General features: G+C 44.0%; 15 protein-coding genes. 1 reads left to right on the forward strand and 14 read right to left on the reverse strand.

Features of this window, described 5'->3' with window-relative positions; genetic code table 11:
* Positions 1-153 precede the first annotated feature (153 nt).
* From pyrF to vsple_RS08990, 11 genes are all read right to left on the reverse strand, one after another.
* Positions 154-864: an orotidine-5'-phosphate decarboxylase gene (pyrF, locus tag vsple_RS08940; protein ID WP_261881791.1), complete on the reverse strand. Its 711-nt coding sequence runs from the start codon at positions 862-864 to the stop codon at positions 154-156.
* A gap of 96 nt (positions 865-960) precedes the next feature.
* Positions 961-2,136 (reverse strand): lipopolysaccharide assembly protein LapB, encoded by a 1,176-nt coding sequence (lapB, locus tag vsple_RS08945; RefSeq protein WP_255230402.1) that lies wholly within the window; start codon positions 2,134-2,136, stop codon positions 961-963.
* A gap of 23 nt (positions 2,137-2,159) precedes the next feature.
* On the reverse strand, positions 2,160-2,432 hold the full coding sequence (locus tag vsple_RS08950) for a LapA family protein (protein ID WP_032552068.1): 273 nt from the start codon (positions 2,430-2,432) through the stop codon (positions 2,160-2,162).
* A 128-nt stretch (positions 2,433-2,560) separates the two neighbouring features.
* Positions 2,561-2,845: an integration host factor subunit beta gene (gene ihfB / locus vsple_RS08955; protein WP_032552067.1), complete on the reverse strand. Its 285-nt coding sequence runs from the start codon at positions 2,843-2,845 to the stop codon at positions 2,561-2,563.
* Between the two features lie 100 nt (positions 2,846-2,945).
* The gene (gene rpsA / locus vsple_RS08960) at positions 2,946-4,616 is read right to left on the reverse strand and encodes a 30S ribosomal protein S1 (protein WP_032552066.1); all 1,671 of its coding nucleotides are present in this window, start codon (positions 4,614-4,616) and stop codon (positions 2,946-2,948) included.
* Between the two features lie 107 nt (positions 4,617-4,723).
* Positions 4,724-5,404 carry a (d)CMP kinase gene (gene cmk / locus vsple_RS08965; protein ID WP_261881792.1) on the reverse strand — a complete coding sequence of 227 codons (681 nt, stop codon included), beginning with the start codon at positions 5,402-5,404 and terminating at the stop codon, positions 4,724-4,726.
* Between the two features lie 253 nt (positions 5,405-5,657).
* Positions 5,658-6,404: a 3-deoxy-manno-octulosonate cytidylyltransferase gene (gene kdsB / locus vsple_RS08970; RefSeq protein WP_261881793.1), complete on the reverse strand. Its 747-nt coding sequence runs from the start codon at positions 6,402-6,404 to the stop codon at positions 5,658-5,660.
* A complete protein-coding gene (locus vsple_RS08975) occupies positions 6,404-6,583 on the reverse strand; it encodes a Trm112 family protein (RefSeq protein ID WP_032552063.1) in 180 nt (59 codons plus the stop codon). Before vsple_RS08975 ends, kdsB begins: the two co-directional genes overlap by 1 nt.
* Positions 6,564-7,571, reverse strand: coding sequence for a tetraacyldisaccharide 4'-kinase (gene lpxK, locus vsple_RS08980; RefSeq protein WP_261881794.1), 1,008 nt, complete (start codon positions 7,569-7,571; stop codon positions 6,564-6,566). The genes vsple_RS08975 and lpxK overlap by 20 nt, the downstream gene beginning before the upstream one ends.
* Before the next feature lie 14 nt (positions 7,572-7,585).
* Positions 7,586-9,334, reverse strand: coding sequence for a lipid A ABC transporter ATP-binding protein/permease MsbA (msbA, locus tag vsple_RS08985; protein ID WP_261881795.1), 1,749 nt, complete (start codon positions 9,332-9,334; stop codon positions 7,586-7,588).
* Between the two features lie 32 nt (positions 9,335-9,366).
* Complete coding sequence (locus vsple_RS08990) at positions 9,367-11,640, reverse strand: DNA internalization-related competence protein ComEC/Rec2 (protein ID WP_261881796.1); 2,274 nt, start codon at positions 11,638-11,640, stop codon at positions 9,367-9,369.
* Between the two features lie 16 nt (positions 11,641-11,656).
* Between vsple_RS08990 and vsple_RS08995 the strand changes: the two genes are divergently transcribed.
* A complete protein-coding gene (locus tag vsple_RS08995) occupies positions 11,657-12,166 on the forward strand; it encodes a DUF2062 domain-containing protein (protein WP_255230393.1) in 510 nt (169 codons plus the stop codon).
* Positions 12,167-12,345: 179 nt separating this feature from the next.
* On the opposite strand, the gene lolE is transcribed toward vsple_RS08995, so the two are convergent.
* Genes lolE through lolC form a run of 3 tightly spaced genes read right to left on the reverse strand, consistent with a single transcriptional unit; the run spans position 12,346 to position 15,483 of the window.
* Positions 12,346-13,590: a lipoprotein-releasing ABC transporter permease subunit LolE gene (gene lolE / locus vsple_RS09000; protein WP_261881797.1), complete on the reverse strand. Its 1,245-nt coding sequence runs from the start codon at positions 13,588-13,590 to the stop codon at positions 12,346-12,348.
* Positions 13,590-14,282, reverse strand: coding sequence for a lipoprotein-releasing ABC transporter ATP-binding protein LolD (lolD, locus tag vsple_RS09005; RefSeq protein ID WP_261881798.1), 693 nt, complete (start codon positions 14,280-14,282; stop codon positions 13,590-13,592). The genes lolE and lolD overlap by 1 nt, the downstream gene beginning before the upstream one ends.
* A complete protein-coding gene (gene lolC, locus vsple_RS09010) occupies positions 14,275-15,483 on the reverse strand; it encodes a lipoprotein-releasing ABC transporter permease subunit LolC (RefSeq protein ID WP_261881799.1) in 1,209 nt (402 codons plus the stop codon). Before lolC ends, lolD begins: the two co-directional genes overlap by 8 nt.
* Between the last annotated feature and the right edge of the window lie 149 nt (positions 15,484-15,632).

Genomic DNA, 15,632 nt, shown 5'->3' on the forward strand with positions numbered 1-15,632 from the left:
AAGTGAATATAAAATAGAAGGGGAGTGCTAATAACTATATATTTTAAAAGGAGATTTATAGATTGGAGTTTTTTAGTGATTACTACTAACAGGTACACAGTTTAAACGTTTGCTAATTTAATTAAACAAGAAAACTGTGTACCTACAAAATAATTAGTTGTTCTTCAAATGTAACAATTCATTATTAATGTTCTTTAACACTTCAGCAGGATCAGCAGCTTGTGTGATTGGACGACCAATAACTAAGTAGTCAGAACCTGATTGAATTGCTTTAGTCGGCGTCATAATACGTTTTTGATCACCAACTTCTGCGCCTACAGGACGAATACCAGGAGTAACGAGTTTAAACTCCTGACCTAATTCACTCTTCAGTAAAGACGCTTCTTGTGCAGAACAAACAACGCCGTCTAAACCTGCATTTTTAGTTAAGTTAGCCAGTCGCCTAACCTGCATCTGAGGCTCAATATCAAGACCAATACCCGCTAGATCTTGCTGTTCCATGCTTGTCAGTACAGTGACTCCAATCAGCAATGGACGGTCTTTACCATAGGGCTCAAGGATCTCGCGTGATGCCGTCATCATTCGCTCGCCACCACCAGCATGAACGTTCACCATCCAAACTCCCATTTCCGCAGCTGCTCGTACAGCCTTAGAACATGTGTTTGGAATGTCGTGGAATTTCAAATCTAAGAAAACCGAAAAACCGCGCTTGTGCAGCTCACGTACAAACTCTGGTCCAAATAGAGTAAACATCTCTTTACCTACTTTTAGGCAACAAGATGCCGGATCAATTCGGTCGACGAAGGCCAAAGCATCAGCTTGGTTGTCGTAATCCAGGGCTACAATGATTTTTTGATCGTTCATTTCATCTCCTAACGCAGTTTATTGTTTTAAATTTTTCTCGTAAAAATGCAGCCCGAAAGCTGCACTATATAATTTGGTCTAACATTGACCATTAATTTACTCACCATCAAGGCCACGGATCGGCTTGATCGTCCCCCATCCCTTACACGAAGGGCAATGCCAATATAGAGAGTGGGTAGAAAAGCCACACTTCCTACAACGATAATGAGGCTTCATTTTTAGTTGTTCACCAACCATAGACTGTAAAGTGGTCAAGCTATTTTTAGCCCGGCCCTCTTCTGCTTCTGCAATATGATAATCAATCAATCGATGGAAGCCCTTCATCGTTGGGTTTTTAAGAAGTTGTTTGGTCAAAAGCTCTTGTGCTGAGCCGATATCTTCATGTTGTGCAACTAACTGTGCCAACATTAACTCCGCAGACACGCCTGCTTTTTTCTGTATACAAACTTTAAGGAATTCGACAAGCTGAGCTTCCTGTCCCAAGTGGTGATAACAGTCAGCTAAAGTTGGTAATACTTCGCTGATAAAGTCGATATCCTGGTCAATAACAGACTCAAGGTACTCTATTGCTTTATTGTACTCTTCGCTTGCGAGATGAATTTTCGACAGCGCAATACTGGCTCTGACGCATTTCGGGTCTTCAGTGAGTGCTTTCTTAAAATGTTGTATCGCTTTGGATTGATTGCCTTCCGCTTGCTCTTGCATTGCTAGCTCACACCAAAAATGAGCAACTGTTGCACGCATCTTAAGCTTCTTGCTGCTGATTTTGATTAGCACATTACCGTGTTGAATGGCTTTGTTCCATTCGCGGGTTTGTTGATAGATAGAAACCAGTTGTTGAAGTGCACTCTCTTTATGGTCTGGCTCATCGACGAGTTGCTCAAAGATTTTTTCTGCTCGGTCTAAAAAGCCCGATACCATATAGTCTTTTGCGAGTTGCTGAAGTGCGAGATTTTTTTGGTCGATTGTAAGACCAGAACGAGAGATAAGATTTTGGTGGATACGAATAGCGCGATCCACTTCGCCTCGAGAACGAAACAGATTGCCTAACGCGAGATGTGTATCAATCGTTTCGTTATCAACTTGAAGCAGTTCAATAAAGTGGTCAACCGCTTTATCCGACTGATCTGACAAAAGTAGGTTCAGACCTGTCACATACTGACGAGATATCTGATGAGATTGCTTTTGCTTTTCTTGCTGAGCATTACGATTACCCATGTACCAGCCGTAAGCGGCGGCAATGGGTAACAGTAAGAACAGTAACTCTAACATTAAGTATTAGCCTTTCTCAGCTATCAAGCTTTTGATTCTACAGCGACTTGCTTTGATTGCTTGTTTAGCTTTTTCTTTAAACGGTGGATCTGTAGCTGAGATTTCATGTGCATGCTACCAAACACAATCCATGCTAGAACAAAACCCGATACAAACACTACACCAAGTAATGTTGATAGGTGGAAGTCACCTTGGGCAAGCAGGTAATTGAAATTCACGATAGTTTGGTTTTGAGAGCCTAAAGCCAGTGCAATTAGGAAAAGTGCAATAACAGCGACTATTTTTATAATTTTCATATTCATCACTCATTGGTTAATTAGCAGTACGATTATGCAGGAAAATTACTTATCAGACCACCATATTATGGTCATAAAAAAGCGGCATACATTGTAGTATGCCGCTTTTTAAAATTCCGATAAGTAATCTACATTCCTGTATTTACTCGTTCGCGTAGCTCTTTACCAGGTTTGAAGTGAGGAACGTATTTGCCGTCTAACTCAACTTTATCACCGGTTTTTGGATTACGGCCAACGCGAGGCTCACGGTAGTGTAGCGAAAAGCTACCAAAACCACGAATTTCGATTCGATCACCACTTTCCAATGTTGAAGCCATGTGCTCTAAAATGTCTTTTACAGCGTCTTCAATTTCTTTTGCAGAAAGATGCGTTTGCTCAGCGCATAGTCTTTCAATTAATTCAGACTTAGTCATAGTTTCCCTCGTTGGTTTTCTTTTTAGAAATTATAGACCTATCGGAAAAATAAGCAAAAAAAAAGGGACCCTAAGGCCCCTTTCTTAGCGAAAAATTAAATTATTCGCCTTTAGCAGCTTTGAATGCATCTGCCATTGCGTTACCGAACGCGCCTTCGTCAGACTTGTTCAGTGAAGCCATTGCTTCTTGCTCTTCAGCTTCATCTTTAGCTTTGATAGATAGGTTGATTACGCGGTTCTTACGGTCAACACCTGTGAACTTCGCTTCAACGCTGTCACCAACGCTTAGGATTAGAGACGCATCTTCAACGCGGTCACGAGAAACTTCAGAAGCACGGATGTAACCTTCTACGCCTTCAACAAGCTCGATAGTTGCACCTTTCGCGTCTACTGCAGTTACAGTACCGTTTACTAGAACGCCTTTCTTGTTGTCAGCAACGTATGCGTTGAACGGGTCGTTTTCCATTTGCTTAACGCCAAGAGAAATACGCTCACGCTCTGCATCTACTGCAAGAACAACTGCTGAGATTTCGTCGCCTTTCTTGTACTCACGTACAGCTTCTTCACCAGCAACATTCCAAGAAATGTCAGATAGGTGTACTAGACCGTCGATACCGCCTTCAAGACCGATGAAGATACCAAAGTCAGTGATAGACTTGATCTTACCAGTAACTTTGTCGCCCTTAGCTTGCATTTCTGCAAATGACTGCCATGGGTTAGCTTTACACTGTTTCAGACCTAGAGAGATACGACGACGTTCTTCGTCGATATCAAGAACCATAACCTCAACTTCGTCGCCAACATTAACAACTTTAGATGGGTGGATGTTCTTGTTAGTCCAATCCATTTCAGAAACGTGTACTAGACCTTCAACGCCTTCTTCGATTTCAACGAAGCAGCCGTAGTCAGTTAGGTTAGTAACACGACCAGAAAGCTTGTGACCTTCTGGGTAACGCTTAGCGATTGCTACCCATGGATCTTCGCCTAGTTGCTTAAGACCTAGTGATACGCGAGTACGCTCACGGTCGAACTTAAGAACTTTAACTAGGATTTCGTCACCAACGTTAACGATCTCAGATGGGTGCTTAACGCGCTTCCAAGCCATATCTGTGATATGTAGAAGACCGTCAACACCGCCAAGGTCAACGAATGCACCGTAGTCAGTAAGGTTCTTAACGATACCTTTAACTTCAGTACCTTCTTGTAGAGTTTCAAGAAGTTCGTCACGCTCAACGCTGTTCTCAGATTCGATAACAGCACGACGAGAAACAACAACGTTGTTACGCTTCTGGTCTAGCTTGATTACTTTGAACTCTAGCTCTTTGTTTTCTAGGTGAGCAGTGTCACGGATAGGACGTACGTCTACTAGAGAACCTGGAAGGAAAGCACGGATACCGTTTAGTTCAACAGTGAAACCGCCTTTAACTTTACCGTTGATGATACCAACAACAGTTTCAGCTTCTTCGCAAGCTTTCTCAAGAACGATCCAAGCTTCGTGACGCTTAGCTTTCTCACGAGAAAGTTGAGTCTCACCGAAACCGTCTTCAACAGCGTCTAGAGCTACGTCTACTTCAGCGCCAACTTCAACTTCAAGTTCGCCAGCAGCGTTCTTGAACTGTTCAGCAGGGATAGCAGATTCAGACTTAAGACCAGCGTCAACAAGAACGAAACCGTTCTCGATAGCTACTACAGTACCTTTAACGATGCTGCCTTGTTGGAATTCTGTTTCGTTTAGAAACTCTTCAAAGAGTTGAGCAAAAGATTCAGTCATTATTTAATCTTCAATAATTAAACGTCCATGGGTATCCTACCGCATGGGGTTGATAAATTCGCCGGTTATCATCCTTGCAACCAACGTTCTTGCCGGCTCGGTAAAAACTACCCAGCCAGTTTCGATTCAATATAGTGTAGTGCTTTTTCTACGACCTGCTCAATGTTCATTGAGGTGGAGTCAAGCACAAGCGCATCCTCAGCAGGGCGCAGTGGCGCTACTGGGCGATTACGATCTCGGTCGTCTCGCTCTTGGATCTCGCTCAAAAGGTCGTCAAATTTAACATCTAAGCCCTTGCCTTGCAACTGTTTAAGACGGCGATTCGCACGCTCTTCAGCACTCGCATCAAGGAAAATTTTCGCTTCAGCATTTGGGAATACAACAGTCCCCATATCACGACCGTCCGCAACAAGCCCCGGCGCTGCACTGAATGCACGTTGACGACGCAGCAGTGCTTCTCGTACGCGAGGCAGTGCTGCAACTTTTGAAGCCGCCATGCCTGTCTCCTCTTTACGCAGTTCGCCAGACACATCTTCGCCTTCAAGAATCACTTTTACCAATTCACCCTCAGCAACAAACTGAACGTCTAAATGCGTTGCTAGAGGAACTAAAGCGTCTTCAGACTCTGTGTCCACACCGTGATGGATTGCAGCTAATGCAAGCACGCGATAGATAGCACCCGAGTCTAGTAAGTGAAAACCTAACTTTTCAGCTAGTAACATACATAGGGTACCTTTACCTGCACCGCTTGGTCCATCAACTGTAATCACTGGGCTTTGAGAAGGCATGTTTTACTCCACGTTTCTTCGTAAGTTTTATTCCGCACTCGCATAATACAACTGCGTTAACAGGCGGCATATTATAGAGAAAAATCAGTTTAGGAGCGAGGTAAATCTCACATTAATCCCAGTGCTACCGATATGAAGAAGTATTTATGAGTTTCTTTGATTTGTAGGTAGGTTTGTGGCTATAAAAATGAAAAAGCCTCGCGAATCTGCGAGGCGATAATAAGGCTTAGAGTTGCGTTTTAGAGAGAATACGTTATCCGATGATCGCTCTGACTGTCTCGAGGTCCTCAGGCGTGTCTACACCGGCAGCAGGTGCTTCTGCTGCAATATCTACATGGATTTTCTCTCCATACCACAGCACACGTAGTTGTTCTAGACACTCTATGCGCTCAAGTGTGCTTGGCGCCCAGTTTATGTAGGTGTTAATAAACCCTGCGCGGTATGCATAAATGCCTATGTGCCTTAACAATGGAGATTCTGCACTTGTTCCATTATTAGCGTACGCATCGCGATCCCAAGGAATAGTGGCACGGCTAAAGTAGAGTGCATAACCCTCTTTATCCGTTACCACTTTTACAGCATTAGGATTAAACACTTCATCAACGTGAGTGATCTCTACCCCTAACGTTGCCATTGGCGCTTCACTACCCGCAAGGTTGTTTGCCACTTGGTTGATAATACTCGGTGGGATAAGAGGTTCATCGCCCTGCACGTTGACAATGATGTGATCATCCGGGATGTTCATCACTTCAATTACTTCAGCCAAGCGCTCTGTTCCAGACTCGTGTTTAGGAGAAGTCATACAAACATCTGCACCAAATGCTTTCGCGGCCTTTTCAACTCGAACATCGTCAGTCGCAATAATGACTTTATCTGCACCAGCTTTCACTGATTGTTCATAAACCCATTGAATCATTGGTTTGCCGCCTATATCAGCTAACGGCTTTCCGGGTAATCGGCTCGATTGATAACGAGCTGGGATGACAACCGTAAATGACATTATTTGCCCTCGTCCATTGAGATTGTGCGAGCCTCAGGCTCAAGAAGCACAGGAATACCCTCTTTAATTGGGTATGCAAGGCGATCAAGTTTACAAATCAGTTCTTGCTTATCTTTATCAAAAGTTAATTTACCTTTACACACAGGGCAAGCAACGATTTCAAGTAGACGGTGATCCATAGTATTCCATAACCTCTTTAATTTTTTGCATAACTTTGTTTTGTGATGCTTGGTCAAATTGCGCAGAAACAGGCAGATACCACCAATTATCTTGCGCGTAACCTTCACATTTCACTGCATCTTTTTCTGTCATTATGATGTTCTCGCCCTTTTCAGCAAGGGCGAACAGCTCATCTCTGTCGAAATCTTTATGATCGGCGAAACCTTGAGTATGAATCACGTCAGCACCAAGATCTTCTAACGTTTTGAAAAAGCGTGGTGGATGGCCAATTCCTGCAAATGCGACCAGTTTTGTCAGCACTTCTAGTGAAGCCCTTTGTCCCGTCTTCAGATTAACAGCTTGGCTAGGCACCAAAGACATCGCCATTTCATTACATTCCGGCTGCCCACCATTGGTCACTATAAAATCGACTTCGCTTAAACGCGATACGGGTTCGCGTAATGGCCCTAGTGGAATCGCTTGTTCGCTACCAAAGCGACGAACACCATCAACCACTACAAATTCGATATCTCTTTCCAAAGCGTAATGCTGAAGACCATCATCTGTGACAATAACGTCGACCTGAGATTCTAACAATGCTTTAACCGCATTGGCTCGAATTGGGTCGACAGCGACAGGTGCACCCGTTCTTTTCATAATCAAACGAGGTTCATCGCCACAATAAGCTGCAGGTGTATCTTTAGATAACACCAGTGGGTAACTCGGCGCTTTTGCGCCATAACCGCGTGAAACAACACCCGGTTTATGCCCTTGAGATTGCAGCATCTCAACGAGCCAAACAACCACTGGCGTTTTGCCATTACCACCCGCTGTAATGTTTCCTACAACAATCACTGGTACAGGCGCTCGATAACTCGCTTTCGAGCCTTGTTGATACGCTTGACGACGTCTTTTGCTGATAAGACTAAAGATCAGACTCAATGGCCACAGCAGCGGCCACAGCAGATATTTTAAAGGATGATTCTCAAACCAAATCTTTTCGATCACGGTCAACTCGTCCCTTATTCACCAAATTGAATGCGGTGAAGTTGAGCATAGGCGCCGTCATGTTCAATCAGCTCAGCATGAGCACCACGCTCGACGATATGACCATCGTCTATAACCAGAATCTCATCTGCTTGCTCAATGGTTGATAGTCGGTGCGCAATCACAAGAACAGTTTTATTTTTCTGGAGCTCATCTAGAGCAGATTGAATTGCACGCTCAGACTCTGTATCTAGAGCAGAAGTTGCTTCATCTAAGATAAGTACAGGCGCATCTCTCAACAGTGCTCGAGCAATAGCTAAACGCTGGCGCTGACCACCTGACAAGCTTGCGCCGTTTTCACCAATAACAGTATCGAAACCATTTTCCATACCTTCGATAAATTCAGTCGCATGAGCCAGTTTTGCCGCATGTTCGACCTGTTCACGGGTGTATTCTTCTTCTGCAGCATAAGCGATGTTGTTCGCCACTGTATCATTGAACAAATGAACATTTTGCGAAACCAATGCAAAGTGCTGACGAAGGTTTTTCAGTTCGTAGTCACGAATGTCATGACCATCAAGCTCGATAGTACCGGAGTCGACATCGTAGAAACGGGTAAAAAGGTTAGCAATGGTACTTTTACCCGAGCCAGAGCGCCCAACAAGCGCAACCGTGTTACCTCTAGGTATGGTAAAGCTGACATTTTCAAGGGCTGCCTTTTCTGCGCCTTGGTAAGTAAAGGTAATGTCTTTGACTTCAACATCCCCTTTCACAGATTGAGGCTTCAGAGTGCCTGTGTTCTTCTCTGTTTCCAAATCAATCAAACTGAACAATGTTTGACTCGCTGCCATACCGCGTTGGAATTCTGCTGTCACACCTGTAAGTGCCTTTAAAGGGCGCATTAGACCAAACATTGCCGAGAATACAACGGTAAAAGTACCAGGGGTAAGCTCCGCTTTAATTGAGTCAACACTTGCCAAGAATAGAACAACTACAATCGCTACCGATGCAATCATTTGAATAATTGGGTTAGCCGCAGCTTGTGCTGTTACCAACTTCATCGTTTGTTGACGCATTTGGTTGCTCACTTTGTCAAAACGCTCTTTTTCCACGTTTTGACCACCGTAAGTTAAAACAACTTTGTGACCTTTAAGCATCTGTTCAGAAGATGATGCGACATGCCCCATACTGGTCTGCATGTTTTTCGATATTTTTCTAAATCGCTTAGAAACAATACTGATCGCCCATGCGACCACAGGAGCGACAGCAAATAACACTAATGAAAGCTGCCAACTGTTCCAGAACATCAACACTAATAAGCCAATAATACTCGCACCCTCACGTACGATACTAACTAGAGCTCTACTGGTTGCAGCAGAGACTTGTTCCGAATCATAAGTAATGCGCGACAACAGCGACCCCGTTTGCTCTTTATCAAAAAAAGAGACGGGCATGTGCATAAAGTGATTGAATATCTTGCGTCGAATTTGCATCACTACATTGCCCGAAACCCAACTCAAACAATAAGTAGAGACAAACCCACTCGTACCACGAATGAACATCATGGCGAAAATAATAAACGGAAGAGTTCGTAAAAAGTCTGATTCTGCGCTGCCGAAACCTTCATCAAGCAAAGGCTTCAATAGAGAGATCATGTATGTGTCAGAAACCGCGTTAATAATTAGAGCAACAACCGCAACCGCTAACCCTGATTTGTATAATCGAATATAAGTCCAAAGTCGCTTGAAGGTAGCCCAAGTATTTTCATCTTTTTCTATAGACATGGAATCGCTTAATTTTTCTCACAATAATCTTACTATTCTACTCCCTTCCTGAGCATCTGCCTATACCACGGCTGTGCTCTATCTTGTCTAATCGAATGATAATTCCAGCCTTCAGTGTCAATCATGATGGTAATTTGACCACTTTCACCAGTATCTAACCATTTCGCATTGATCGACTGATATCTTTCAACAACATCTTTATTGGGCATTCCCCATCGATTACCTTTTGATAATGACGCCAACGCCAGTGTCGGTGAAACAGTCTCAACAAAACGACGACTCGATGAGGTTTTGCTTCCATGATGAGGGACAAGCATAACGTCACTTTTTAAGGCTAGACCTTTTCTCGACAACATCCATTCGCTAACCAATTCGATATCACCTGTCAGTAGCATTGAAAATTGACTACGCGGGTCGAACAAACGTACAACACAAGAGTGTGGGTTATATGCGCGTTTTGTCATTTTTGGAGGCCAAAGAACCTCAAACTTCAAACCTTGCCAATGCCAAACGTCTCCCTCGATACAGGTATATATTTGAGACCCAGTTTGTTGCGCAATACCTTGGCTACTTCGCACCCAAAATTTCGATCTCGATGCCATGAGATCATCTAAGCCTCCTGCATGATCTGAGTCTAAGTGGCTAAGAATGACACCATCGATAGTTGGGTTCGCTCTTTGGTGTAGTATTGGCAATAACGTTGAAGTAACAACAGAGCCCTCTTGCCAATGGTTACCCAAATCATAGAGCAGTGTTCGCCCCTCTTTTTCGATAATAACAGCAAGACCATGCCCAACATCCAGTACATCTACTCTCCACGCTTGCGCGATATTTTGTGGTGCTGTTTCACGAATACTTATTAGTACAAGCAACAATATACTCACCCAAGGTCTAAAATAGCGATAAATGAACAAACTGATAAGTACAGCTAAACTCAACCATTGAGCTACCTGTACGTCGAACGCCCACCAAAAAGGTTCCGCCCAAGAAGACGATATAGAGATAACCTCGAGTAGAACATCAACGCATTTCCATAGAATCTGCATACGCTCTGATACAAAAATATGGACAAATAACGCTAGAAAAAGCATCGGCATGACTAAAAAAGTGACCCAAGGCAACATCAGTAAGTTATAGAAAATTGAAACAGCACTTAAGCCTTGGTAGTAATAAAGAGTCATGGGCAGTAACAAGAGTGTGAGCACACACTGAACTTTGACGGCCAAGACTAGCTTTCTGACAAAGCGAGTATGAGAGTGTTCAGAACTCGATATCGCAACTGCATATAAAACGGCTGCTAATGAGCCAAAAGAGAGCCAAAAACTCCCAGTCAGTATCGAATATGGCCAGATAACGAGAACAATACAGATGCTCAACAGAATAAAGTTTAGACTACTGATGCTTCTCCCCTGCCAAACAAAGTAACTCCCCAAACAACACATCACTAACGCCCTAACGGTTGGTAATGTGAAACCTGAAAACCAACTGTAGATCAGCGCCGTTGTTAAGCCTGCGATAAAAGGAGCCCAAATCATTGTCGGTGTGATACATCGTATGCAACGCCCTAGCTGATAACCGATGCCAAAAGCCATACCAATGTGTAAGCCTGAAATCGCGACCAGATGAATCAAGCCGCTGCTTTTAAGCTCTAACCACCTTTGTTGTGGGATGAAGTCACGATAGCCAAAGGTTAACGCGACAATGAGATCTCGGTTCGATAATGAACTCAGGTTTCGAGTAATTTGATCAAACCAAATCGCGCGCCAAGAGGAAGTTGATTGAATACGATAGCGCGTGCCTGGTAGATAAGAGGCATGAGCCACTATTTTTTGACTAAAAGAGTAGGTCTCTAGATCGAAGCCCGCTTCGTTGAGCTTACCTAAAATAGGTTTCATCCTAACGCTCAACTCAATTTTTTCGCCCTGAGTGACCCGAAACGGCGTAAACAACCTAACCTTTACCTGTTGCCACCTGTCTAATTTATCACCGTTAATTGATCTAACTACAATAACGCTTTCATAACTCCGGCTATTTTCACTAAAAAGGCTAACAACCGATGCATTTATGGTAATATCCGCTCCGGAATTAAAGAGTACAGTTGTTTGCTGTTTTACCAAACCACTGACGATTAAAACCACCATCACCCCACAGAGAACACCTCTTAAAGGTCGGGAAGCGCTATACTTGGTTGAAGCTAGTAAAAGTAGCAATATCACCCAAGCCCAGTTCCAACGGGGCATAACAGGCCATAGGCTTGCTGACATTAATGTCAAAGAAAAAGACAATAAAAACCAAGTATTCAACAAAAGAGTTACTTCCCATATGCCAAGAAAGTTTATTAAGCGTTTTATGCCTGACCATGAACTCATCAAGCGTCAGAAAGCATTAAAAGTTTTTGGCAACGTGCTATATAACCCAAATTTATGGTGCTTAAATCGACGCTCTGCCGCAGGTGCATTTGCCGTGGGTCTATTTATGGCTTTTGTTCCACTACCAAGCCAGATGATCATGTCCGCAGGTCTTGCTGTTATGTGTGGTGTTAACTTGCCATTGGCGGTTGCTTTAGTTTGGGTAAGTAACCCAGTAACCATGCCGGTTCTGTTTTATTTCGCCTATAAAGTTGGTGCATTCGTTATGCATGTCCCGCCTCAACCGTTCCACTTTGAGCTTTCTTGGGACTTCATTCTTGCCCAAATGAGCACTATTGGCCCTCCATTCCTACTTGGTTGCTTAATCTGTGGCATCGTTTCTGCGATTATCGGCTACTTCGGAATTCGTGGGTTGTGGCGATATTCTGTAGTAAGAAGCTGGAAGAAAAGACAAGTAAGATAGAGATAAGGTTGTCACAACATCTTCAACTTCGCGGTTAGTAAAACAGTGAAAACCGAGCTGCAAAGCAAGAATTAAAACTCTGTTGCATGTGATTTTCAGTCATAGCGCTAGACTGCAAGGGCAAGAAAACCAAAAAAGGATCCCAATTGGGATCCTTTTTTAATACCGTCAGTAGATTGTTATTTTGAGCTTAATACTGCCGCAGGATTTAATTTTGCAGCGCGAGAGGCCGGATACAATGTCGCCAGTAAGCTTAAGACTATCGCGGTACCAGACACCACCAGCACATCCATCATATCTAGTTGCGAAGGTAAGAAGTCCACAAAGTAGATATTTCCAGACAAGAACTGGTGATCAATTAACGACTCTAACCCTTTTATCAAGTGAGTGAGATTGAGAGCCACTAATATACCAACCACACTACCAACTAGACTACCCAACACACCAGAAAACGCACCCTGCCATACAAAAATACGCTTCACTAACCCATCAGAAGCGCCCATTGTTCTTAAAATGGCGATCTCGGAGGCTCTGTCTTTCACAGCCATCATCAGTGTTGATACGATATTGAAACAAGCCACACCAATAACCAAGACCATAACCAAATACATGATGGTACGTACTAGCTGTATATCTCGGTACAGGAAACCATATTTTTGCTGCCAACTTCTTAGATATACATACACATCCAACTGGTTACCGACTTCGCGCACAATGTTATTCGCGTTGAGAACGTCATTCACCTTAAGTGAAACGCCAGTCACAGCATTGCCTAACTTGGCGTAGCTTTGGGCATCCTTTAACGGTACAAGCGCTAAGTTATGGTCTATCTGCCCATTCAGGGTCAATAACCCCGCTACTTTTACCCGTACACGCTTTGGCGCTTGAACCTTAACGGAACCGTTCGCCGTTGGAATCATCAAGGTTAAGTAGTCCCCTACTTTAGCGTCAATAGAGTCCGCTACACCTGAACCAAGAATGACTTTTTGTTCACCACTGTGAAATGATTGCCAAACCGATTCGTCGATATAATTGCCCAGGCTCGATACCTGCGATTCAAGCTCTGGATCAATACCACGCACTTCGATCGCCTTAAGTTCTTTACCACGTTCTGCTAGAGCCGTAATTTTTACATAAGGTGCTGCAGCCAACACTTTTTCATGACTCACGGATTCGTCAATCACATGTTGCCAACGCTCAATCGGTTCATTGACGCCCTCAAATTCACCGTGCGAGATAACCGAAAGCACTCGAGATTCTAGCTCACGCTCAAAGCCATTCATCGCCGATAAACCAATAATGATCACCGCGACCCCAACCGCAATTCCCACAGTTGAAGAGAGTGAAATAAAGGAGACCATTTTGTCGCGCTGTTTAGCACGGCTAAATCGTCCACCAATCAAAAGGGATAAAGAGGCAAACACTAATTCACCTCCTCATTTACATCCACCAGCAGTCCATCTTGCATATGTAGCTGACGATCCATTTTTGCTGCTAGTTCACCATCGTGAGTGACAACCAAAAAAGCCGTATTGTATTCACGATTTAGCTCGCGCATTAGATCGTAGATAGAGAGTGCCGTCGCATGATCGAGGTTACCGGTAGGTTCATCTGCCAATACCAGCGAAGGTTTGTTTACTAAAGCTCGAGCAATCGCAACACGCTGTCTTTCACCACCAGACAGCTCCGACGGGCGATGATCGACTCGATGACTCAGCCCCACCTTATCCAACAAGGCTGCCGCCTCTTTTTTGGCTTGGCTCGGTTTTACACCACCGATTAGAAGAGGCATAGCGACGTTTTCTAGAGCAGAGAAATCCGCAAGCAAGTGGTGAAATTGATAAACGAAACCTAGATGCTGATTACGTAACTTCGCTTGCTTATTCGAGCTCAGCGCCGCGAGATCTTGGTCTAGAAAGTGGACACTTCCCGATGACGCATCATCCAGTGCACCCAAAATGTGTAGCAAGGTACTTTTACCCGAGCCCGACGTCCCGATAATTGACACCAGTTCACCCTGCTCAATATCAAAGCTCACGCCTTTTAGCACTTCCGTATCCAGTGAACCTTCACGATATGTTTTACGGATGTCACGACATTTAAGGAAATTACTCATAACGAAGAGCCTCAGCAGGTTTAACAGAAGATGCGCGATAAGAAGGGAATACCGTCGCTATTAGACTAAGTGCAATCGCTAAAACAACGACCACGACAATTTGAATAGGGTTAATCAAGATTGGCAAACTGCCACCAAACGAAAACAGGGCTACACCCATAACTTCTAGAACCGTATTAAGATTCATCGCCAATATAACGCCCAAGATACCACCAGAGAGAGCACCAATCACGCCACTGCTCGCCCCTTGAACCATGAATATCCCCATCACTTGTCCATCAGACATACCCTGTGTTTTCAGAATCGCCACTTCAGACTGCTTCTCCATGACCACCATAATCAAAGCGGAGATAATGTTGAAAGCCGCCACTCCGATGATCAAGCCAAGCATCAGGCCCATCATATTTTTTTCCATGCGCACAGCTTGGAACAACTCACCACGCTGGTCACGCCAGTCACTCCACTCCCAACCTTGAGGTAGCGGCTGTTCAGCCAAATCTGCGACGACAAATGGGTCTTCGAAAAACAGTCTCCAGCCCGAGATGGTATCCGATTTAAAGCGCATTAAGCGGCCAGCATCCTCAATATGAGTCACCATTAATTGAGCATCGATATCCGAGCCTGTATTAAAAATACCAGCGACGGTAAAATTGCGTTGACTTGGAATTCGACCTAATGGCGTATATTGACTGGCAGAGGTCACCATTAGCCGCACTTTGTCACCCAGTGAGACTTTGAGGTTTCGCGCTAATGTATGCCCTAGGAATAACTGATACTCACCCGCCTTCAATGAGGACAAACGCCCGGCAATAAGATGGTTTTGTAATGGGTCGTCAGAAGCAGGTTCAATACCAATCAGCAAACCCGCCGCCAATTGAGCTGGACTTTGAATCACAGCCTCGCTTCGGACTAAAGGTTCAACATGCCCGTTTAGTGACATTTGTTGAGCGAAGGCTGGGGGCGTGTCTGTAAGCTGTGTCTTCGCATCACTTTCATAGACGACCGCTTGAGGTAAAACACCAAGGATACGGTCTTTAAGCTGCGCTTCGAATCCATTCATTACTGATAAAACAGTAACTAACGACAACACACCTATGGTGATTCCTGCCGTTGACATATAAGAGACAAAACGGCTAAAGCGATCCCCAGAACGGCCTTTTAGGTAACGCAGGCCGATAAACATTGAAATAGGATGAAACATACTTTGAACCATCGAGTAGAGTTGCGGGTTAATGTAACGGGAATTACTTTCAGTGTGTAGGGGTCAACTGCAAATATAGAGTGAATTCACCGAATTAGTCGGCCATGACGCACGGCAGAGCACCATTTTCGCTTCAAAAACAAACTATT

Source organism: Vibrio pelagius, from assembly GCF_024347575.1.
Classification (GTDB): domain Bacteria; phylum Pseudomonadota; class Gammaproteobacteria; order Enterobacterales; family Vibrionaceae; genus Vibrio; species Vibrio pelagius.